We start from the raw sequence: 22347 nt of genomic DNA on the forward strand, positions 1-22347 counted from the left end.
CTCCTCATAATTCGACCGGCCGGATCTCGACCGGCTACTGAAGCCTGTTGTGCTGGGTGATCCTAGTTGCTGGAGTCGTCTTTCAACGAAGCCAGCCCCGCCCAGCGCGGGTCGACCTTGTCGCCGTGGTTGTGCCCGGGCTCGTCCGCGAGCCGCGCCCCACACTCGGGGCACAGTCCCGGACAGTCGTCCTGGCACATCGGCTGGAACGGCAGCGCGAGCACCACCGCATCCCTGAGCACCGGCTCGAGGTCGATCAGGTCGCCCTCGGTCCGGCTGGTCTCGTCGTCCTCGTCAGGGTCCTGGCCGTCACGAGAGTCGTCGTAGACGTACAGCTCCTGGATGTCGACCTCGACGTCGTCGTCGATCGGCTCCAGGCACCGCACGCACTCGCCCTCGAGGCCGGCGAAAGCCGTCCCCGTGACCAGCACACCCTCCATGACCGCCTCGAGCCGCAGGTCGAGCTCGACCGGCGATCCCTCGGGGACAGAGAGGACTTCGATACCAAGATCTGCCGGCGCCGGCACCGTCAGCTCGACGTGACGCTCGGACCCCGGGCGGCGGCCGAGCTCGCGGGTATCGAGCACGAGCGGCGCTCTCGGGTCCAGGCTGGTCACGTTTCACTTCCGGATGAGGGCACGACAGATCAGATAGATCTTAACGGGACCGGGCGACGGCGACCAAAAGGACGGTCGCCACGCCGACCGCGCACGCGACCCCCGCGACGCCCGCGGTCACCCAGGCCGCGGTCTGGAAGACCGGAGCGGTGGCCAGGTCGCCGCCGGAGGGGTTCGGCGGGGCGATGTGGGCGACGAAGACGGCGTACGTCGCCGCCGCCCAGACCCCGGCCAACGGTCCTGCCAGGCGAGGCGTGGCGGTGAGGCCGAGCGCGGTGAGCAGGCTGGTCACGATGGTGAGCGGGAGGAGATAGCGCCAGTACGCTCCCCCGCCCCCGGCCGCGTAATCGAGCTGGATGGCGACGATGACGGCGGTGAGGGCGAGCAGCAGCAGCGCCGAGGCGACCCGGACGGGCTCCCGCCGTTCCCGGGAGAGGGCGCGGAGACCGACGACCAGGCCGAGCACGAGCGGCCCGATCGTGAGCACGGCGCCGATGACCACGTGCTCCTGCAGCGCGGGCGGGATCAGGAGCTGGTGCCAGATGTCGGGGTCGGTGGCGACGTCGAGCACGGAACGTACCTCCCGCTCCTGCAGGGGGCCGCCGGGCTTTCCGACGAGGTCGGTCTGCATCCCGGACCAGTTGCCCGTGGCGCGGAAATTGCGGACGTAGAACCACGCGTTGACGGCGACGGCGAGGAGCACGGCGATGCCCAGGCGCAGGACGCCCGCCCAGTCGCGGCGCGGGCCGGTGAACAGCCAGACCAGGCCGAGTGTGGTCGCGCACAGGCCGATGAAGACGACACCGGGCAGCCGGGTGCCGAGGGCCGCGGCGGCGTACAGGCCGAAGAGCACCACCCCGCGGGTACGCGGCCCGTGGCGGAGCAGCCAGACGGTCTGCCCGACCAGGAGGGTGACCCACAGGACGAACAGGTTGTCGTTGAAGACGACGCCGCCGAGCCGGGTGAGCGCCGGGCTGAGTGCGGTGGCCAGGCCCGCCGCGAGGGCGACCTCGGGGCGGCTCGGGACGATCTGCCGCGTCGCCCACATCACCGCCGCCACGACCAGGCAGGTGATCAGGAGAGTGATGCCACGGGCGGCCAGCCCGGCGGCGAGCAGGTGGCCGGCGTCGGTGAGCGGTCCGACCACGGGCGCCAGCAGCAGGTAGAAGAGCGGCGGATGCTGCCCGGTCCAGTCAAAGGGCAGCGTGTAGCCCCAGATCTGCGGCATCCGCATCGGCTCGCCGATGGCGATCAGGGTGCCGTGCCAGAGCTGGTAGGCGTGGTCGACATGGGCCACCTCGTCCTTGGTGCCGTAGAGCGGCGAGGAGAGGGCGTAGCCGGCACACACGCCGGCACAGGTGATGAGGTTGGCGATCAGGCCTGCGGTCCAGAGCTGCGATGCGGTGGGCCGTGGGGTGGGCACAGAGATCTCCCGAGTTTCTCGTTGGCTGGTTGCTGAGCAGGTGGTGGAAGGTCGCCGGCGCGACGGGTCAGGAGAGCGGCGGCGAGAGCGACGACGACATCGGCCAGGACCGCGATCCCGCGGGCCAGCAGGGCGACCAGCAGCGCCAGCCCGGGCGAGAGGACTCCCGAGAGGGCGACGACCAGGACCGCCTCGCGCAGCCCGGCGCCGGCCGGGAGCCCGATCGCGGCCATGCCCAGGCTGAACCCGAGCGCATAGCCGCCGACGCTGGCCAGCAACGAGGGCAGCGGGTCGCCGCCCAGGCCCACCACGACCACCCAGATCTGCAGGCCGAGCAGGAGCCAGACGAGGCCCTGCAGCGCCAGCGCCCTGCCGATCCCCCGCCAGGTCGGCAGCACCTCGAGCGGCTCGCGCCGCAACAGCCGCAGCCCGGTGTCGACGACCTTCGCGAAGACCGGCGGATGCAGGGCGACCAAGATCAGCGGCAGGAGCAGCACCGCCCACCAGTAGCGCGCGAAGGTCTCCCGCCCGAGGAACGGCATCAGCAGCACCGAGACCATCACCCCGGCGCCGACGGCGATCGCCAGCACCAGGACGCCCTGGGTCAGGGACGTACGCCGCGGCACCCGCTCCGCGCGGGCGAGCTCCATCTGCCCGACGATCGTCCACACCGAGCCGGGCAGGTACTTCCCCAGCTGGCTGACGTAGAAGATGCGGGCCGCGGGCACCAGCGGCAGCGGCGAGCCGAGGTCGGCCAGCACCACCCGCCACATCAGCAGCGCGACACCCTGGGCGAGCACGGTGAGGACGAACGCGATGCCCAGGACCCACAGCGGGAGCTCCTGGAAGCCGCGTACGAGCGCGGCCCAGTTGCGGTGGATCGCGTAGGCCGCGACCGCGACGACGATCGCGACGACCACCGCCTTGAGCGGCACCGCCTTCGTCCAGCCTCTGCCCACAGGTCCTCCCAGGCAGCACTTTTCGGGTGCCGACATCTCAGATGCGGGGTGTGCTGCACGATCTCTCCTTGACCTCGACCCTAACGTTGAGGTGATGCACATCGTCGCCTTCGGCACCTATGACGTGGCCTCCCATCCGCGGGTCGCGGTACTCATCGAGGGCTTACGCGCCTGCGGCGCCGAGGTCACCGAGGTCAATCGGCCGCTGGGTCTGGACACCGCGGCGAGGGTGGCGATCCTGCGACAACCGTGGCGGCTGCCGCTGCTCGTGCTCCGGCTGCTGGTCTGCTGGAGCGCGCTGGTGGTGGAGTCGCTGCGACGCCGCCGGCGGGAACGTCCCGACGCCGTCCTGGTCGGCTACCTGGGCCACTTCGACGTGCACCTGGCCCGCCTCCTCCATCCTCGTTCGACCATCCTGCTCGACCACATGGTCTCGGCGGCGGGCGTGGCCACCAACCGCCGGCTGGCCGGCTCCGGCGGCCTCAAGCTGCGCCTGATGAAGGCGATCGACGCGATGGCGCTGAAGCAGGCCGACGTCGTCATCGTGGACACGGTCGAGCAGCAGCAGGCACTGCCCGAGGACGTACGCCTCCACTCGGTCGTGTGCCCGGTCGGAGCCACCACGGAGTGGTTCGATGCGGGCGCCAGGGCGCTCGAGCGGCCGACCGAGGCGCCGCTGCAGGCCGTCTTCGTCGGTCTCTTCTCCCCCACCCACGGCACCCCGGTGATCGCCGACGCGCTCGACCTCCTCGCCGACGACGACCGGATCGAGGTGACGATGGTCGGCCAGGGCCAGCAGTACGAGGAGGCCCGTCGGCTCGCGGCCGGCAACCCACGGGTCTCCTGGGTCGACTGGGTCGACGCCGAGGACCTGCCCGACTTCGTCGCCGGGTTCGACGTGAGCCTCGGCATCTTCGGCACCGTCCCGCAGGCGCGCCGGGTGGTGCCGAACAAGGCCTTCCAGGGCGCCGCGGCGGGCGCGGTGGTCGTCACCTCCGACACCGCACCTCAGCGACGGATGCTGGAGAGCTCGGCCATGCTGGTCTCCCCGGGTAGCCCCGAGGAGCTCGCCTCGGCCCTGACCAAGCTGGCCGACGACCCCGACGAGGCCCAGCGCCTGCGGGAGGCGGCCTATGAGCAAGCCCGGGAGCACTACACCCCGCAGGCCGTCGCCTCCCCCCTCCTCGAACTTCTCAGCTGACCCGACCCCGACCCAGGAACCAGATGTCGCTCACCGCCACCGACCGCCCGCTGCCACCGCTCGCACCCCGCGCCTGGCTGCGCTACGACGTCGTCAGCCGCATCATCGACCGGCTGGCCCCGGCGACCGCGCTGGAGATCGGCTGCGGCCAGGGAGCCTTCGGGGCGCGCCTGGCCACGCGCGCCGACTACCTCGGGGTCGAGCCGGACGCGGACTCGTTCACGGTGGCGTACGAGCGGATCACGGCGCTGGGCGGCAAGGTGCTCAACGCGATGTCCTCCGAGCTGGAGCCGGGATCGGCGTACGACCTCGTCTGCGCCTTCGAGGTGCTCGAGCACATCGAGGACGACAAGGGGGCCCTCGCCGAGTGGGTCACCCATGTCCGACCCGGTGGTCAGCTGGTGCTCTCGGTGCCGGCGTTCCAGGAGCGGTTCGGGCCGATGGACCGGCACGCCGGACACTTCCGCCGCTACAGCCCCGAGGAGCTCACCGCCCGGCTCGAGGAGGCCGGCCTGGGCGACGTCGAGATCACTGTCTACGGCTGGCCGCTCGGCTACGCCCTGGAGGCGGTCCGCAACCGGATCGACTCCCGGAAGCTGGAGAAGGTGGGCGACCTCACACCCGAGGAGCTCACCCGGGCGACGGGACGTACGTTCCAGCCCAGCGGCCGGCTCAAGGGCGCCGCCATCGCCCTCGCGACCAGCCCGTTCATGGCCCTGCAGCGGCTGCGGCCCGACACCGGCACCGGACTGGTGGCCGTCGCGACCCGCCGTGACTGATCCGGTCGCCGTCGAAGACTTGACCGAACTGCCGCGTGCGCTACCGGCGCCCGCTTCCGACTACTCATAGATTTTCGGCTTGTGTTCTCATCGGATCGGTGGCGCTCGGGCGTCGTGCTGGCGCTTCTCGTCCTCTTCGTCGCGGTGACCTTCGGCCCCGCGCTCGTGGGACGCGGGATGCTGCTGGACACCGGCTGGCTGCACGCGATGATGCCGTACGCCGCCGACGGCCCGATCCCGCAGGGAACGCTGTGGTGCCGCGGCGACACCTGGGACTACTACCTGCCCGGTGTCGAGAACATCGTCGAAGGCGTGCGCCACGGCAACTGGCAGACCTGGGCGCCCTACGAGGTGGGCGGCGCTCCCCTGGCCTCGCTGCCGAACCACGCCGTGCTGAGCCCGGTCTCGTGGCCCTACTGGGTGATGCCGATGTGGCTGGCGCCCGCGTGGGTGAAGCTGACCGAGCTGGTGCTCGTGCTGGTCGGGATGGTGCTCTTCCTCGGCCGCCTCGGGGTGCGGCGCAGCATCGCGCTGGTCGCCGGGCTGGTCTTCTTCACCTCCGGGTTCATGATGATGTGGACCAACTGGCCGCACACCAAGGTCGCCTGCCTGGTCCCGCTGCTGCTGTGGGCGCTGGACCGAGCCGTCCACGAGCGCGGCGCGCGCGACCTGGCCGCCGTCGGCCTGGTCGTCGCCTCGATGCTGCTCGGCGGGTTTCCGGCGGTGACGATGTTCGCGCTGACGCTGGGCGGCATCTACGTCGTCGTCCGGGCGCTCGCGCTCCGGGACGTCCGGCGCACGCTGATCGGCGGCGGCATCGCCGCCGGCGGGGTCGGGCTCGGGGTCGCACTCTCCGCGGTGCAGGTCCTTCCGTTCGCGCTCAACATGAGCGCGCTCGGGATCGACGAACGCGTCCCCAACCAGGTCAAGCCCGCCAGCCTCGCGCTCACCACCGTCGCGCCCGACGTCTACGGCACCTGCGTCGACGGGCTCTGGGCGGGCGAGGACAACCCGATCGAGTCGATCGCCTTCATCGGGGTCGCTGCACTGGTGCTGGTCCTGTGCGCCCTGGTCGTCCGCCTGCCCGGCGGACGCCGGCCGTCGACGCCTGTGCTGCTCGCGGTCGTCGTGGCCGCGATCGTCTGGCTGCTGTGGATCGGCGGGCTGCCGCTCGAGCTGCTCCAGAAGCTGCCGGGCTACAGCTCCAACAGCTTCGGGCGGGCCAACTCCATCTTCGGGTTCCTGTGCGCCGTCCTGGCCGGGATCGGGCTGGAGCGACTGGTCCAGCGGGCGGAGGACGCGGATTCGTCGGATCGGGAGGACCGGCCCTGGCGGCCGCGTCTGATGGTGTCGCTGGTCGTGCTGCTGGCGGCCGTCGGGGTGGCGGCCTACTTCCTGTATGCCGCCTACGCCTTCATCGACGGCGCCGAGCGGCCGATCCCGGACGTGGCCGCGAAGCTGCGGGTTCCGGCGCTGCTGCTGGTGGTGTCACTACTCGCCGTCACGGCGACGCTGCTGCTCCGGGGTCGCCTGCGGCTGCTGGGCCCGCTGGTGCTCGCGCTGGCCGTGATCGCGCAGAGCACGATGTTCGCGCGCGAGGTGCTGCCGCTGACCGACCGCGACGACTTCTACCCGGTCACCCCCGCCCACGCGTTCCTGAAGGAGCACCTGGGCGAGGAGCGCTACGGCGCCTCCGGCTGGGAACACTCGGCGGTCGCGGACCACTACCGGCTGCGTACGCCGACCGGCCACGAGTTCACCTCGCCGGAGTGGAAGGAGCTGATCGCGGCGGTCAGCCCGGACGCGCAGCTGTCGACGACCTACAGCGACTTCCCCGCCGGCGTACCCACGCCCGGGCGTCTGCCGGTGCTCGACCAGCTCTCGGTGCGCTACTGGGTGACCCAGCCGCAGGAGGTCATCGGGGCCGCCAAGCCGACGCCGGTGCCTCTCGCACAGCGGCAGCCGCTGACCGTGATGCCCGGCCGGCAGGTGACGTGCCAGGTCCCGAAGGGCGACCTGCGTGGCATCGAGGTCACCGTCCCCGACGGCCTGAAGCCGCGGGCGCAGACGCCGACGGTCGTCCGGGTGAGCGTCGGGGCCGGCGCCGAGAAGGTCACCTCCGAGCGGGCCATCGCCGTGAACCGGCCGCTCAGGCGGGGCGAGAAGCTGCGGGTCGCGGTGCCCGACCACCGCTTCACCACCGGGCCGGTGCCGGTCACCATCACGTTCGCCGGGAAGCGGAAGCCCGTCCACCTGGCCGGCCGCATCGACGGCTCCGCGATCTGCGCACCGGTCCGGCCCGAGAGGGGCGACGGCCTCCGGGTCGTGCACGCCTCGGCCGGCGCGGTCGTCTACGAGCGGGCGAGCGCCCTGCCCCGGATCCGCTGGGCCGGCACCAGCGAGGTCGTCCCCGACGGCGCGACGCGAGTGCAGCGGCTGACCGAGGGGGTCGAACCCGGCACGGTGCTCCTCGACGACTCCTCGACGCCTGCCGCGTCCGGTTCGACCGCCGAGGTCGACGTACGCCGCGACGAGGCCGAGACGATCTCGGCCGATGTCACCGCGGACGGGGCCGGGTATCTGGTCGTCGCCGACTCGATCGCCCGCCCCGGCTGGTCGGCCACGGTCGACGGCCGCCCCGTGGACCTGGTCGCGGGCAACCACGCCTTCGCCGCCGTACCCGTCCCCGACGGCGCCCACACGGTCACCCTGAGCTACGACGCGCCGGGGCTGCGTACGGGTGCGGTGGTCTCGCTGCTCGGCGCCCTGGTGACTCTGGGTCTGCTGGTCGTCCCCGCGCTCGTCGGCCGACGGCGCAGCAGACGCCGTGTGGACCCGTCCTGAACGCCAGGTTTCCTTAGCACATACGCCGGATGACACCCGCGAGGGGGCGTAGGGCCGCGGATTCCACGCGGTAATGTGGCGGGTCAGAAGCCGCTCACTCACCCCCGAACCCGGTGTTCGGTCCCACTACTTGCCTGAGGTCCCTGTGAAGCTTGTCGTTCAAGTCCCCTGCCTCAACGAGGAGGAGACGCTCCCGTCCGTCCTGGAGTCGATTCCGAAGCAGATCCCCGGCATCGACGAGATCGTCATCCTCATCGTCGACGACGGGTGCACCGACCGGACGGTCGAGGTGGCCAAGGAGCACGGCGTGCGCGAGTTCGTGCACCACTCCCGCAACCAGGGTCTCGGCCGGAGCTTCCACGACGGTGTGGTCCGCGCGCTCGAGCTGGGTGCCGACATCGTGGTCAACACCGACGGCGACAACCAGTACCCGCAGGACCGCATCGCCGACCTGGTCCAGCCGATCATCAACGGCCAGGCCGACATCGTCATCGGCGACCGCCAGGTCGACCAGATCGAGCACTTCTCCGGGCTGAAGAAGAAGCTGCAGAAGGTCGGCTCCAAGGTGGTCAACATGGCCGCCGAGACCGACCTGCCCGACGCCGCCAGCGGCTTCCGCGCCTACTCGCGCGAGTCGCTGATGCTGCTCAACACGGTGACCCGCTTCTCCTACTGCATGGAGACGATCATCCAGGCGGGCAACAAGCGGATGAAGATCGCCTCGGTGCCGATCGTGACCAACGCCAAGACGCGTGAGTCGCGGCTGTTCAAGTCGATGCCCGAGCACATCATGAAGTCCGGCGCGGCGATCGTGCGCAGCTACATGATGTACAAGCCGTACGCGATCTTCGTGTGGCTCACCGCCTTCTTCTTCATCCTCGGCGCGATCCCGTTCGTGCGCTACCTGGTGCTGTGGATCAGCGGCGACAACGGCAACCACATCCAGTCGCTGCTGCTCGGTGGCGTGCTGATCAACCTGGCCTTCATGTCCGCGATGCTCGGCGTGATCTCCGACCTGATCCGCACCAACCGGGTGCTCATCGAGGACGACCTGGAGCACACCAAGAAGGCGCGCTTCGGCAAGTCCGGCACCGAGATGCTCCGCGACCAGACCTCGGTCGCCGAGTTCGACCTGCCGCACACCCAGGCCCGTGCGGCCTCGGCCCAGTCCGGCGAGACGTGGACGACCAGCCTGTGACAGCGACCAGCTCCGACCCGGTCTCCGCCACGGAGGCCGGGTCTTCGGCTACGCCGGAGCCTGCGAAGCCCAGCCGTGCGAAGCGGCTCCTCAAGATCGGTCTCGCCCTCGTGGTCGTGCTCGGGGGCGCCTACCTGGTCTGGCGCCAGCGCGCCGACCTGGCCACCGCGGTCCAGGAGCTGAGCCTCGGCCGCTTCGCGGTCGCCGGGGTCCTGGCGATCATCGGCACCATGCTGATCGGCCAGATCTGGGTCGCCCTCCTGCACGGGATGGGCATCCGGCCCTCGCTGCGCGACTCCCACTCGGTCTTCTACGTCTCCCAGCTGGGCAAATACCTGCCCGGCTCGGTGTGGCCGGTGGTCGCGCAGATGCAGTTCGGGCTGCGCTGGGGCGTCGCGCGCCGGACGATGCTCGGCGCCAACATCCTCTTCATGGGCGTGGTTGTCGCCAGCGGCATCGGCGTCGGCGCGCTCCTGCTCCCCTGGTCCTCCTCCGAGGGCCTCAGCCGCTACTGGTGGCTGCTGCTCCTGCTGGTGCCGCTGGCCGTGTGCCTGCACCCGCGCGTCGTCCCGGGCATGCTCGACTGGCTCTTCGCCCGGCTCGGCCGGGAACCTCTCGGCGTACGCCTGACCGCGCGCGGCCTCTTCACCGCGATCGGCTGGGCGGTGCTCGCCTGGGTCGCCTTCGGCCTCCACCTGGCCGTGATGATGCAGTCGTACGCCTCGGTGGGGCTGCTCGAGGTCGCGGCCGCGACCGGCGGGATGGCCCTGGCCTGGGCCGCCGGGATCGCGTTCATCCCCGCCCCGGCCGGCGCCGGGATCCGCGAGGCGCTGCTCGCGCTCACCCTCGGCCCGATCATCGGGACACCCGAGGCGCTCACCGTCGCGCTCGCCTCGCGCGTCCTCCTGCTCATCGCCGACGTGGTGCTGGCTGGTCTCGGAGCGGTTGCGGGGCGGCGTACGTCCTAGCCGGCCAGGCCGCGAGGCAGACGGCGACCAACCCGCACACCACGCCCACGGCCACCACGAGCTCGGCGCCACGTGCGTCGGAGTTCGGAAGTCGGCCGACGTAGGTCTGCGAGCCGATGAACCACCGGAAGATCAGGAACGCGTAGACGCCCAGGGCGAGGGTGGTCGCGGCCGCCGCCAGGTCGGCCCGAGACTCGCGGGAGCCGACCGGGATGACGTCGACGACCGCCATCACCCCCACCGCGAGCACCGTGGCCAGCAGCGGCATGAGCGGCAGCAGGTAGCGGTCGTTCGGGTTCCCACCGCCCGCGACGAAGCCGACCAGGTTCACCAGGACGACCGCCGCGTGGACCGCGAGCAGCAGCCACCCCGGCCGTGCCCAGGTTTGACCCGTCGACCCAGTTCTCGCCCGGCGGACGACCAGCACGAGGAGGCCGATCGCCGCGACGACGGCAAGCAGGTCGGCGACCACGACGTAACCCCCGGCCAGCAGCGGCACCCACAGCCGCTCGTACCAGTCCAGCCAGAGCGAACCGTCCGTCAGCACCTGCCACCAGGTCCCGTTCGGCTCCCGGTCGAACTTCTCCAGCAGCGCACCGGTGGCGGTCGGGTCGCCGTAGAGGACGATGTTGCGGACGTAGAACCAACCGGTCGCGAGCCCCGGAACGCCGGTCGCCACGGCCGCTCCCACCAGTGCCCGGACCACGCCGCGACGCGAACGGTCCTGCAGGAGCAGACCCACTGCGATGGCGGTGCCGCACAGGACGACGGTCAGCACACCGGGCGCCTTCGCACCGGCTGCGGCGGCCCCGGCCAGCGCGACCAGCGCCAGACGCCTCGCGGACAGGCCGCGGTTCAGGATCCGGATCGTGGCCAGCAGGGTCAGCGACGAGGCCGCGACCGCGACCCCGTCGTTGGCGATGTGGCCACCCGCGGTCACCAGCACCGCGCACGAGGCGCTGATCCCCGTGGCCAGGAACGCCGTCGCCGCCCTCCGGGTCACCTCGAAGGCGATCAGGCCCACCAGCAGCACGCACAGCGCGGAGCCGACGGCGTTGATCATCCGCATCCCGACGATCATCACCTGGGGTGCGTCGAGCGCCCCGGCAGCTGCCACGAACGGCAGCGACATCAGGTAGTAGAGCGGCGGGTGGTTGGCGGTCCAGATGTGGCGGTGCGGCTCGTCCACCATGGTCTTCAGCCCCTCGACGACCTGGGGGTAGCGGCGGGCGTCCGTCGTCACGGGTGTGTCGATCGTCGGCAGCCGCCCCGAGGCCAGCTCCACCGCATAGCCGGCGTTCGGCCCCTCGTCGCGGGTCTGGTACTGCAGCGACCGGGTCAGCGCGACGTAGCTGCTCAGGCTCAGCGCGAAGAACGCGACCAGCACCATCGCCGCCAGGAGTCGTCTCGGGAGACGTACGTCGGCGCCGTCCTCGGGTGTGGAGCGGGGCATTCGCTGCTTTCGGGGTGGGCTTGGGGGCTTGGGTTGCGAGCCTATGACGGCTGTGGCTCCTGCGCTGTTTGGCTCGGCGAGTTCAACGATTGTTGTTTGTGGCTGGTCTGGGCCGCCGACCCTGTCCTCGAGTATTTCTCGACCTGCCCCGGAGTCAAGGACGGCCTGCGGCCGCCGGCTGACGCCGGTCGCCTTCGGCGATCCCTGACACCGGACCACGTCGAGAAAGATTTGGCTGGCTATCAGGGGCGGCGGCCCCAGAGTGGCCGGGAGACAGTCGCCCCTCGGGAGGTAGACGCTCCACGATGGACGAAAATTCATTCACCCCCGCGGAAGAAGACGCTCTCCTGGGTGAACGAAAATTCGTTCACCTCGGATCCCAGGCCCCTGCCCAACCCACATCGCCGCGCCAAACCCCTGCCGCCGGCCCGATAGCCAGCCAAAAATTCTCAGCGACGGCCGGTGTCAAGGACCGCGAAGCGGCCGGCGAAGCCGGCGGCCGAAGGCCGTCCTTTACTCCGGACGCCGCTGAGAACACCCTCCCGTAACGGGTCGGCGGCAAACACCAACCAGAAAAACAAAGCAACCCTCAGCGCGTCGGAACAAGCTCCCCACCCCGAACACTCAGATCCCGCCGCTCCACACTCCCCCGAGACTTGTGCGTCCAGATGGTCACGGTCGTCGCCTGCTTCTCGATCCTCACGATCGAGCAGGGGACGTAGTTGGCGTGGATGGCGTCGGTGAGCCAGGGCTGCGGAGTGTGCAGCGGCATGGTCTCGATGATGACTGGGATGGAACCGTCCTCGAGCTGAGGCACGAGCACGGTCTCGTACTGCGCGAAGTCGTAGTGGAACAGGTAGTACGGCGTCGGGTTGGTGATGGCGAGGGTGTCGTAGAGCTCGAGGTAGTTGGGCATCACCAACGCCTCGCGGGTGCCGCCGCTGCAGCGTTCGTACTCCGGGCCCGCCCAGCGGGTGATCGCGTCGGTCACCTGGAACGACTTCGCGTCGCGTCGCATGTCGTTGAGGTGGTCGACGGAGGCGAGGGCGGGTACGCAGCCGAGCACGACCAGCGCGCCGGCGGAGACGGCGGCCGTGGCACCGCGCAGGAAGGTCGAACCGAGGATCGCCCCGGCGACCGCCAAGGCCACGAGCAGCACAGCGCCGGCCATGCTCTGCAGACCGAAGCCGATCCAGAGGGTCGCGGCCGCCCACAGAGCGCCGGCCGCGGCGAGAGGTAGCGCGATCACCGGCGCTCGCGCTCCCTCCGCCGCTGTCTCCGAGGATGTCCGGCGCTCATAGAGCTCGGCCACTGCGAGCACGACGGCGAGCAGGACGAGGGCGGAGACGGTGGTCGTGTGGGGGTTGTCGACGCGCCGGATCGGGACGACGACGAGGACCAGCCCGGCCAGCGCGATCAGCCGGGTCGAGTCGGAGATCTGCTGCCACACCAGCGGTACGAAGGGCAGGAGCAGCGCGAACGGGTAGAGCGCCAGGATGAAGAACCGCCCGGACTCGGTCGGCAGGTCGAAGAAGTTCCAGACGGCGTACTGCGAACCCTCGTGCGTCTCGGTCTGGCCGAGGATCACCTGCCGGTTGAAGTCGGCGAAGGAGAGCCCCCACAGCACTTTGTACGCAGTGGCCTCGACGACCAGCCCGAGCAGGAACCCGCCGGCCAGCTGGACACAGTTCACGATCCGGGTGCGCCAGGCGGCGTCCCGGCGGGCGAAGAGCTCGAAGAGGCCCGAGGCGCCGGTGAGGAGCACGGCCAGCTCGACGTACTGCCAGAAGACCAGCGCCGGGAGCAGCACGCGGGCTGCCGTGGCCAGCCGTGGCCGCGCCTCGAGCCACCCGGTCGGCAGCAGGACGAAGACCCACAGCAGGCAGATCGTGTACTTGATGTGCAGCGGGGTGGCCAGCAGGAGCACCCCGAGCGCGACCGCGACCATCACGGCCGGGTGCAGCCGCAGCCGCAGCCCGATGGCGGCGGCGAGGACCGCGCCGAGGCCGGCGCCGAGGAGGCGGCCCCAGAGGAAGTACCAGATCGTCGGGGACCCGGAGGCGACCGCGTAGAGCGCCGCGTTGACCCAGAAGGAGCCGGCGTTCCAGCCGTGCTCGAAGTCGACCAGCGGGATCGCGCCGTGGGCGGTCATCTTCGCGAGGTGGTACTGCGCGCCGAAGTCCTGGGTCAGGAACGTGCCGTTCTGGGCGCCGACCGAGTAGGCCGACCAGAGCAGCGCCAGCACGCAGACACCGGCGAACGTCGCCCAGCGCACAATCCCCACACGTTCGGTCTGCTCCCCCGATGTCGCCATGGGGAGGACCCTAGGGCGAGCACGTGGCGGCGCGGAAACTCCACGCCGTCACGTACGAGAATCAGCCTTTGGTGAGGACCGAGGTGCGCTCGGGGTAGGGCAGGGTCGGGGTGAGACCGGCGTGGATGGTCTCCTTCAGCCCCGAGGCGGCGATCGCGTCGACGTAGCGCTTGCGGCGGCTGTTGTCGAAGACGATGATCCCGCCGGGAGCAAGGCGGTCCTTGGCCTTCTCCAGGCACGCCTCGCGGGCGCGCCCGTCGATCACCACGAGGTCGAACTCGCCGTCGACGTCGTCGATGGAGTCGACGTACGCCTCGAAGTCGAGGCCCGCGTGGCCCTCCTTCTGCGAGGGGACGACGGGGTTGTCGTTGGGGACCGGCTCGATGACCCGCAGCGAGATCTTCTCCTCGCCGGCGAGCTCGGCCTGCATCATCTCGCCGAAGCCCTTGTGGTGCTCGACGGAGTGGATCTCGTCGGCGCGGCGGGAGAGCCAGATGGTGGAGGCGCCGGAGCCGTACTCGTAGACCCGGATCGGACGCTCACGCTCGCTCAGCCAGGCGTCGACGGCGGTGATCGCGTCGTAGGTCCACCACGGCACGTCCAGCTTCGCCATCGCCAGGGAGTCGTAGACCTTGGTGAGCGAGTGGGCCCAGTGACGCCAGCGCTGCTCGACCGGCGGAGCGGTCTCCTTCGCGAGCCCCGTCTTCGTCAGCCCGCGACCGACGGCCTTGAGGGAAGCGGCGTAGGACTGCTTGGCCAAGGAAAGCGGTGAACGGCCTGAGGTGGACATTGATCTCCAGAGAAAGAATGACGGGCAGCGCTGATAGACGATACCGGCGAACCGTGCCTGTTACTCGGAACGTTCTGCCAAACGCTTGGTGAGTCGTGCAAGAACATCGGGCGGCAGGAAAGCCGACACATCCCCACCGAAAGTGGCCATCTCCTTGATCAGGCTCGAGGAGACCGCGGCCCAGCACGGGTCGTTGAGCAGGAAGACGGTCTCGACCCGGGTCATGTGGGCGTTCATCTGGGCCATCGGCGCCTCGTACTCCAGATCGGGCGCTCCGCGCAGCCCCTTCACGATCGCCTGGGCGTCGATCTCGACGCAGAAGTCGGTCACCAGCCCGGTGAACACCTGCACCCGGACGTTGCCCAGCGGGGCGGTGATCTCGGTGATCATCTCCATCCGCTCCTCGGGCGTGAACAGGCGCTTCGACTTCGACGGGTTGACCCCGACGGCGATGACGACCTCGTCGAAGATCGCCGAGGCGCGGGTGAAGATGTCGAGGTGGCCGAAGGTGGGCGGGTCGAACGACCCCGGGCACACCGCGCGACGCGTCATTGCTTCTCTCCTTGTTGAGTGCGGTCAGTCCGGCGCCGTGCCGTACCAGAGCGTGGTCTCGCCGTACTTCTTCGACCTCTGGTCGGTGAATCCGTCGGGCCAGACCGGCTCGGGGCTGCGCGCGGACCGCTCGACGACGACCAGCGCCCCCGGCACCAGCCAGCCGTGCTTGACCAGCAGGGCGATGTCCTCGGCGACGGCGTCGTCCGAGAGCGGGTAGGGCGGGTCGAGGAAGACCAGGTCGTACGGCGCCGCCGGCGGCGTCACCAGGGTGCTCGCCACGCTCGCCGCGACCACGTTGGCCCGCGGGAAGCCGAGCTCCTTCGCGTTGGAGCGGATCACCCCGGCCGTACGCCGGTCCGACTCGACCAGGGTCACGACCCCGGCGCCGCGGGACCACGCCTCCAGCCCGACCGCGCCGGTGCCGGCGTAGAGGTCGAGGAAGCGCAGCCCGGCCAGGGATCCGTAGGAGGACTCGATCGCCGAGAAGAGCGCCTCGCGGACCCGGTCGGTGGTGGGACGGGTCCGCACCCCTTTGGGAGCGAGTAGGCGCCGCCCTCCTGCGACGCCTCCGATGATCCGAGTCATTGGGACACCTTAGGACTTCTCGAGGTAGTCGGCCGAGGCGGACTCCTCGATCTCGGCGACCCGCTCGGCCAGCAGCGGCGCGGTCGCGAGCTCCACGTCCTTCTCCAGGAGGGACTCGGCCGCCTCGCGGGCCCGCAGGATCGTCTCCTCGTCGCGGAGCACGCGCAGGCTCTCCAAGCTCGATCGCCGGCCCGACTGGGAGGCACCGAGCACGTCTCCCTCGCGGCGCTGGTCGAGGTCGACCCGGGAGAGCGCGAACCCGTCGGTGGTCTCGGCGACCGCGTCCAGTCGGGTCCGGGCGGGGGTGCCGGCCTCGGCGTGGGAGACCAGCAGGCACAGCCCGTGCAGCCCGCCACGGCCGACCCGGCCGCGCAGCTGGTGGAGCTGGGAGACACCGAAGCGGTCGGCGTCGAGGATGACCATGGTGGTCGCGTTGGGTACGTCGACGCCGACCTCGATCACGGTGGTGGCGATCAGCACGTCGATGTCGCCGGCGGCGAAGGCGCTCATGGTGCGCTCCTTCTCCTCGGCGGGGAGCTTGCCGTGGAGCTTGGCGACGTTCAGCCCGCGCAGCGGCCCGTTGGTCAGCTCCTCGGTGACCTCGTCGACGGCGGAGAGCTGGCCCTTGGCGGAGGCGACCTCGTTGCCGTCGGCGTCGAAGTCGCGCTGGTCGCTCTCGCCCTGCTCGGACTCGTCGCCGCTGATCCGCGGGGCGACGACGTAGACCTGATGGCCCTTCTCGACCTCTTCCTTGACGCGCTCCCACACCCGGGCGATCCACGCGGGATGGTCGACCAGGGAGACCAGGTTGGTCTGGATCTCGGCACGGCCGGCCGGGAGCTCGGTCAACGTGGAGACCTCGAGATCACCGAAGACGGTCATCGCGACCGTACGTGGGATCGGCGTCGCGGTCATGACCAGCAGGTGCGGCGGGGTGCCGGCCTTGTCGGTCAGGGCGGCGCGCTGCTCGACGCCGAAGCGGTGCTGCTCGTCGACGACGACGAGGCCGAGGTCGTCGAACATCACCTGGTCCTGCAGCAGCGCATGGGTGCCGACGACGATCCCGGCCTCGCCGGTGGCGATCCGGCTCAGCGGTCCCTTGCGCTGGGTCTTGGTCATCGAGCCGGTGAGCAGCTCGACATGGGTCTGCTCCTGGTCGCCGGCGAAGAGCCCGCCGGCCAGACCGCTGGCGGCCAGGTCGCCGAGCATCGCGGTGATCGAGCGGTGGTGCTGCTGGGCGAGCACCTCGGTCGGCGCCAGCAGCGCGGCCTGGCCGCCCGAGTCGACGACCCGCAGCATCGCCCGCAGCGCGACCAGCGTCTTGCCGGAGCCGACCTCGCCCTGGAGCAGGCGGTTCATCGGGTGGGGCTGGGCCAGCGCGGTCTCGAGCTCCTCCCCGATCGTCTCCTGACCCTTGGTGAGGGTGAACGGCAGCCGCTCGTCGAAGGCCTCGAGCAGGTGGTGGACCCCGCCGGTGCGGGCGGTGGTGCCCAGGGCCTGGAGCGCCCTCCTCCTCCGGCCCAGGACCAGCTGCAGCCCGAGCGCCTCCTCGAACCGGAACCGGTGCTGGGCGCGCTGGACGTCCTTGAGCTCATGGGGCGCGTGGATCAGGTCGAGCGCGTCGCGCAGCCCCGGCACGTCGTACGTCTGCCGCAGCTGTTCCGGGAGCACGTCGGTGACGTCCTCGACGACCTGCCGGGCGAACCGCACCGCGCGCATGACGTCCCAGTGCTGGAGCCCGGCGGTGAGCGGGTAGATCGGGAAGAGCTCGGTCAGCTCCTCCACGGCCATCTGGTTGTCGGCCGCCTCGGCGGCGTTCTCGGAGTCGGAGGGGTCGCCGAAGACGACCATCTGCGGGTTGGCCAGCTGCCACTCGCCGCGGAACGACCCCGCCTTGCCGACGAAGACGCCCCGGACACCGGGGGCGAGCACGCCGCGACGCCACTCGGCGATCCGCTGCGACTTGGAGAAGAAGGTGAGCTGCAGGTCGGCGGTGCCGGCCTTGAGCTGGGTCTCGACGCGGTAGGCGGGCCGGCCGGTACGGCGGTCGGTGTGCTGGCGGACCACGCTGCGGACCACCTCGCCGAGCACGGTGAGCATCTCGCCCTCGTGCAGCTGCGGCGTCTGGCTGAGGTCGGCGGTGCGCAGGTAGCGCCGCGGGAAGTGGTAGAGCAGGTCGCCCACGGTGCGCAGCCCGAGACCCTTGGTGAACTTCGTGGCGTGCTTGCTGTTGCCCAGCACGGCCTCGATCGGCGACTCGAGGGTGATCGCCACCGTCTCTTCTCCTCTACTCGACCGACATCAGGAGGGGGTAACGCTCCTGGCCTCCGTCGTACACCATCACATCAACGGCCGGATGGTTGGCAGCCAGCCACGCCGCGACGCCCTGGGCGAGCTCGCCGTCGCGGTCCTCCAGGCCGGAGACCAGCGTGACCAGCTCACCACCACCGCCGATGAGCCGGGCGAGGACGTAGGTCGCACATCTCTGCAGGTCCTGGCCGACCTTGACGAAGTCTCCGTCGAGCACCCCGAGCGCGTCGCCCGGCATGCACGGCCCCGCCATGGTAATCGCTCGGGTGTTCGAGATCGTGACCGCGCCGTGCCGCGCGTGTCGCGCGGTGGCGGTCATCTCCAGCACGTCCTTGTCGAACTTCCGGCCGGGCTCGTGGACCGCGATCGCCGCCAGGCCCTGCACCTGGCTGCGGGTCGGGATCACCGCGACGCTGATGTCGAGGTCGTCCTCGGCGGTGCGCGCGGCGGCCTCGGCCGACTGCCGGGTGGGCGCGTCGTTGGGGAGCACGATCACCTCGGAGGCACCGGAGGCGGTGATCGCCTCGAGCAGCTCCGAGGTCGTCGGGCGCCGGTGCGGGCCGCCCTCGATCACGATCGCGCCGGCGCCCCGGAAGAGCTCCGCCAGCCCGGGGCCCGCGGCGAACGCGATCACCGCGCGGCCGCTGCGGGTCGCGTGCCGGTGGGCCTGTCCGGCGAGCTGCTCGGCGAAATGGGTGACGTGGATCCGGTGCGGCCGGCCGGCACTGATCCCGGCCTCGATCGCGGCACCGACGTCGTCGACATGGACGTGTACGTTCCAGATGCCCTCGCCGCCGACGACGACCAGCGAGTCGCCCAACGGCTGGAGCCGCTTGCGCAGATCCGGGATCGCCCCGTCCTCGGCGTCGAGCAGGTACATCACCTCGTAGGCCGGGCCGCCCGGCTCCAGAGCATGACCGTCCGCGCCAGCCAGGCCCGCCGTGATCGGGATCGGGATGTGCGGGGTCGGCGCCTGCGGGCTCGGCCGGCGACCGGTCAGGGCGGTCTCGAAGGCGTCGAGGAGCACGCAGATCCCGCGGCCGCCGGCATCGACCACCCCGGCGGCGGCGAGCGTGGGCAACTGCTCCTGCGTACGGGCGAGGGCGGCGCGGGCCGCGCTGGCGGCAACCGACATCACGTCGCGGGTGCGTGCGGACTCGTCGATCTCGACGCACGCCTCGGCCGCGTCCGCGGCGGCGCGGAGCACGCTGAGCATGGTGCCCTCCTGCGGCTCCCCCACCGCGGCGTAGGCGGCGTTGGCGGCGTTGCGCAGCGCGTCGGCGAAGACGACGGCGGTGCGCTCCTCCTCGGTGGCCTGGATCAGGCGGCGCAGCAGGGCGCCGATCATCTCGGCCAGGATCACCCCCGAGTTGCCGCGGGCGCTCAGCAGCGCGCCGCGGGAGAAGGCACGCAGCCCCTCCCGCCAGTCGGAGCCGGTGAACTCGCGCAGCCGGTCACGGGCGGCGGCGATGGTCAGGTAGAGGTTGGTGCCGGTGTCGCTGTCGGGCACCGGGAAGACGTTGAGCGCGTCGATCTCCTCGCGGTGCGACCCGAGCGCGTCGGTCGCCAGGTCGCCGAACCGGCGGAACAGATCGAGCTTGACCTCGGCCACGCCGCTCTCCCTTCCCTCGACACCGTGCAGGCAACCAGACATCGTGACGCCGGACACACTTCCCGGTATCGCGGCCCCAAGGTTAGGCCGTGCCTGGGTACGGGGTAAACGACGGGTGAACAAATCCAAGGCTGCAGCAAAGACACGAGCGAGTAACAAGTTCTGCCGGGTCGCGCCCCGCGCGGGTGACGAATCATCCCTAGTGTGGAGACTTCCCTACGCCGAAGGACTTCCGGATGTCGATCCCGACCCCGTCCCCACGCGCTCGTCGCGTCGCCGAAATCTTCGACTTCTCCACCGGCCACGGCCTGGAGATAGGACCGCTGCACAAGCCGCTCGTCCCCCGCGGCGCCGCAGACGTGTCCTATCTCGACCTCTACGACCGCGACCGGCTCTACGAGACCAACACCGACAACCCCAACGTGACCCGCGAGGCCATCCCCGAGATCGACTATCCGATGTGGGACGGCACCCGGATGCGTACGATCGAGGAGGCCGCCAAGGAGGGCGCCCCCTTCGACTGGGCGCTGGCCAGCCACGTCGTCGAGCACGTGCCCGACCTGGTCGGCTGGCTGGCCCAGGTCGAGGCCGTGACCGCCCCCGACGGGGCGCTGGTCCTGGTCGTCCCCGACAGGCGCTACACCTTCGACGCCCACCGCCCGCCCACCACGATGGGGCAGATCCTGCAGGCCCACGAGGCCGGCGACACCATCCCGTCCGTACGCGCCGTCTTCGACCACCACCGCGCCGCGGTCAGCCACGATCCCAAGCGGCTCCACCACCACGGTCCGAGCGAGGCCGAGACCTGCATCCACGACCTCGGCCACACGTTGGCCCAGGTCGAGCGGGCCCGCCGTGGTGAGTACGTCGACTGCCACGTGTGGACCTACACCGACCGCTCGTTCCCCGAGATCATCGCCGAGCTGCGCCGTCTCGGGCTGACCGGCTGGTCGGTCGAGAAGATCCTGCCGGTGCCGGAGGACGACATCGAGTTCTACGTCGTCCTGCGCCGCGGCCTCTCCCCCGAGCTCCCCTCGGTGCCCGCCATCCCCGACTGGGTCGAGCAGGGCCTGGAGCTGCGCGACGAGGTCGCCCGGCTCCGTGAGGTCGTCGCGGACCAGCGCCGTAGACTCGAGTCGCAGCGCAAGCAGCTGGCCGGTCAGCGCTCCGAGATCGACGATCTGCGCGGGTCGAAGCGGTGGAAGCTGGCCACCGCGCTGGCGGCCCCGCTGGACAGGTGGCGGGATCGCCGCTCCGGGGACTGACGATTTCGTTCGTCACAGCCCCACAGGTTACGCTGGTTCGGTTGTCCCGGCTGGGCAGTCGTCCATCGCACCCCGCCGGCCTATTCGACCTCGATCATCTATTCAACCTCAGGAGTTCACGGTGGCTGCCGTCTGCGACATCTGCGACAAGAAGCCGGGCTTCGGCAACAACCGGCCGTGGTCCAAGAAGGCGACCAAGCGCCGCTTCGACCCCAACATCCAGCGCGTCCGTGCCGTCATCAACGGCACCCCGAAGCGTATGAATGTCTGCACGACCTGCATCAAGGCCGGCAAGGTCGCTCGCTGACCCGAGTTCTTCCTCGTACGAAGGCCGCTGCCCATTCGGGCGGCGGCCTTCGTCGTTCTCCTCAGAAGTGTGTCCAGCCCGCCGGCCCCTCATAGACCTCGCCGTCGACCGTGACCGGCTCACCACCGGGCTCGTCGATCGTCCCGATCACCGTCCACCCCTGCGGCAGCTCGACCTCCGGCGGGAACGCCGCGAGCAGCGAGTGGTCCTCTCCCCCGCCCAGCACGAACGCGAGCGCGTCGGCGCCGGTCGCCGAGGCGACCGCCTTGAGCTCATCGGGGATGGTCAGCGCGGAGGTGTGCACGTCGATGGAGACCTCCGAGGCCTCGGCGATGTGCCGGGCCTCGGACAGCAGACCGTCGGAGACGTCGATCAGCGCCGAGGCACCGGCCGCCGCGGCGGCGGGGCCGGCTGCGTACGGCGGTTGCGGGCGGCGGTAGGCGTCGACCAGCACGCGAGGTGACCGGAACCCCCGCTTGAGGATCGCCAGGCCGGCAGCGGCCCATCCCTGGCGGCCACACAGCGCGAGTACGTCGCCGGGCTCCGCGCCCGAGCGGAGGACCGGGGCCTGGGCGACCGCGCCGATGGCGGTCACGGAGATGACGATCTGGTCGGCGCCGGTGACGTCGCCGCCGACGACGGAGGCACCCACCAGCGAGCACTCGGCGGCGAACCCCTCCGCGAAGTCGACGGCCCACTCGGCCGGGAGGTCCGACGGGAGCGCGAGGCCGAGTGTCATCGAGTGCGCCACGCCGCCCATCGCGGCGATGTCGGCGAGGTTCTGGCCGGCTGCCCGGTGGCCGATGTGGGACGCCTCGGCCCAGTCCCGCCGGAAGTGGCGGCCCTCGACGAGAAGGTCGGTCGAGACCACCACGTGACCCTGCTTGACCCGCAGCAGCGCGGCGTCGTCGCCGGGGCCGACCAGCACCTGCTCCCCCTGGGCGAAGTGCTTGGTCATCTCGGTGATCAGCCCGAACTCACCGACGTCGGCGAGTGTCGTGTCCCTCGGAAAAGCCATACCTGTATCCAACCCTCCCGGCGATGCCCGGAGATACCGGGACACGCATCACCTGTCTTATCCCCAGGGTCGGTGTAGGTCGAGCGACAGATAACGCGATAGGTTACATGCCTGACGTTGTGCCAAGGAAGGCACGGAGAACAGGAGCA

At 70.7% G+C, this 22347-nt stretch carries 18 protein-coding genes; 7 read left to right on the plus strand and 11 right to left on the minus strand.

Features of this window, described 5'->3' with window-relative positions; translation table 11 throughout:
* Positions 1-62: 62 nt before the first annotated feature.
* The 3 genes from HD557_RS17800 to HD557_RS17810 are packed head-to-tail and all read right to left on the minus strand — an operon-like array spanning position 63 to position 2999.
* Positions 63-617, minus strand: coding sequence for a YceD family protein (locus tag HD557_RS17800; protein ID WP_008358294.1), 555 nt, complete (start codon positions 615-617; stop codon positions 63-65).
* A gap of 40 nt (positions 618-657) precedes the next feature.
* Complete coding sequence (locus HD557_RS17805) at positions 658-2040, minus strand: hypothetical protein (protein WP_196874837.1); 1383 nt, start codon at positions 2038-2040, stop codon at positions 658-660.
* Positions 1992-2999, minus strand: a complete 1008-nt coding sequence (locus tag HD557_RS17810) for a lysylphosphatidylglycerol synthase transmembrane domain-containing protein (RefSeq protein ID WP_196874838.1) — start codon at positions 2997-2999, stop codon at positions 1992-1994. The genes HD557_RS17805 and HD557_RS17810 overlap by 49 nt, the downstream gene beginning before the upstream one ends.
* Positions 3000-3093: 94 nt before the next feature.
* On the opposite strand from HD557_RS17810, the gene HD557_RS17815 reads away from it, so the two are divergent.
* The 5 genes from HD557_RS17815 to HD557_RS17835 all read left to right on the plus strand — a co-directional run bounded on the left by HD557_RS17815 (position 3094) and on the right by HD557_RS17835 (position 9989).
* Entirely contained in the window at positions 3094-4200 is a 1107-nt protein-coding gene (locus HD557_RS17815; protein ID WP_196874839.1) for a glycosyltransferase family protein, read from the plus strand.
* A 23-nt stretch (positions 4201-4223) separates the two neighbouring features.
* Positions 4224-4979: a class I SAM-dependent methyltransferase gene (locus tag HD557_RS17820; RefSeq protein WP_196874840.1), complete on the plus strand. Its 756-nt coding sequence runs from the start codon at positions 4224-4226 to the stop codon at positions 4977-4979.
* Between the two features lie 81 nt (positions 4980-5060).
* The gene (locus tag HD557_RS17825) at positions 5061-7823 is read left to right on the plus strand and encodes a YfhO family protein (RefSeq protein ID WP_196874841.1); all 2763 of its coding nucleotides are present in this window, start codon (positions 5061-5063) and stop codon (positions 7821-7823) included.
* A 145-nt stretch (positions 7824-7968) separates the two neighbouring features.
* Entirely contained in the window at positions 7969-9021 is a 1053-nt protein-coding gene (locus tag HD557_RS17830) for a glycosyltransferase family 2 protein (RefSeq protein ID WP_008358307.1), read from the plus strand.
* Complete coding sequence (locus HD557_RS17835) at positions 9018-9989, plus strand: lysylphosphatidylglycerol synthase domain-containing protein (protein ID WP_196874842.1); 972 nt, start codon at positions 9018-9020, stop codon at positions 9987-9989. Before HD557_RS17830 ends, HD557_RS17835 begins: the two co-directional genes overlap by 4 nt.
* Here HD557_RS17835 and HD557_RS17840 read toward each other — a convergent pair.
* The 7 genes from HD557_RS17840 to HD557_RS17870 form a co-directional block, all read right to left on the minus strand.
* The gene (locus HD557_RS17840) at positions 9931-11442 is read right to left on the minus strand and encodes a phospholipid carrier-dependent glycosyltransferase (RefSeq protein ID WP_196874843.1); all 1512 of its coding nucleotides are present in this window, start codon (positions 11440-11442) and stop codon (positions 9931-9933) included. The genes HD557_RS17835 and HD557_RS17840 overlap by 59 nt on opposite strands.
* Before the next feature lie 589 nt (positions 11443-12031).
* A complete protein-coding gene (locus HD557_RS17845) occupies positions 12032-13756 on the minus strand; it encodes a hypothetical protein (protein ID WP_196874844.1) in 1725 nt (574 codons plus the stop codon).
* Positions 13757-13817: 61 nt separating this feature from the next.
* The gene (locus tag HD557_RS17850) at positions 13818-14516 is read right to left on the minus strand and encodes a class I SAM-dependent methyltransferase (RefSeq protein WP_008358315.1); all 699 of its coding nucleotides are present in this window, start codon (positions 14514-14516) and stop codon (positions 13818-13820) included.
* Between the two features lie 90 nt (positions 14517-14606).
* The gene (gene coaD / locus HD557_RS17855) at positions 14607-15098 is read right to left on the minus strand and encodes a pantetheine-phosphate adenylyltransferase (protein WP_196874845.1); all 492 of its coding nucleotides are present in this window, start codon (positions 15096-15098) and stop codon (positions 14607-14609) included.
* 24 nt (positions 15099-15122) lie between these two features.
* Positions 15123-15686 (minus strand): 16S rRNA (guanine(966)-N(2))-methyltransferase RsmD, encoded by a 564-nt coding sequence (rsmD, locus tag HD557_RS17860; RefSeq protein WP_008358319.1) that lies wholly within the window; start codon positions 15684-15686, stop codon positions 15123-15125.
* A gap of 9 nt (positions 15687-15695) precedes the next feature.
* A complete protein-coding gene (locus HD557_RS17865; RefSeq protein WP_196874846.1) occupies positions 15696-17960 on the minus strand; it encodes an ATP-dependent DNA helicase RecG in 2265 nt (754 codons plus the stop codon).
* 13 nt (positions 17961-17973) lie between these two features.
* Positions 17974-19608: a DAK2 domain-containing protein gene (locus HD557_RS17870; RefSeq protein ID WP_196874847.1), complete on the minus strand. Its 1635-nt coding sequence runs from the start codon at positions 19606-19608 to the stop codon at positions 17974-17976.
* Positions 19609-19844: 236 nt separating this feature from the next.
* On the opposite strand from HD557_RS17870, the gene HD557_RS17875 reads away from it, so the two are divergent.
* Both HD557_RS17875 and rpmB read left to right on the plus strand, forming a co-directional pair.
* Complete coding sequence (locus HD557_RS17875) at positions 19845-20873, plus strand: class I SAM-dependent methyltransferase (RefSeq protein WP_196874848.1); 1029 nt, start codon at positions 19845-19847, stop codon at positions 20871-20873.
* 121 nt (positions 20874-20994) lie between these two features.
* On the plus strand, positions 20995-21180 hold the full coding sequence (rpmB, locus tag HD557_RS17880; protein WP_008358326.1) for a 50S ribosomal protein L28: 186 nt from the start codon (positions 20995-20997) through the stop codon (positions 21178-21180).
* A 61-nt stretch (positions 21181-21241) separates the two neighbouring features.
* Here rpmB and HD557_RS17885 read toward each other — a convergent pair whose 3' ends face one another.
* Entirely contained in the window at positions 21242-22198 is a 957-nt protein-coding gene (locus HD557_RS17885) for a thiamine-phosphate kinase (protein ID WP_196874849.1), read from the minus strand.
* Positions 22199-22347 lie beyond the last annotated feature (149 nt).

The sequence above is a fragment of the Nocardioides luteus genome, from assembly GCF_015752315.1.
In the GTDB taxonomy this organism is placed as follows: domain Bacteria; phylum Actinomycetota; class Actinomycetes; order Propionibacteriales; family Nocardioidaceae; genus Nocardioides.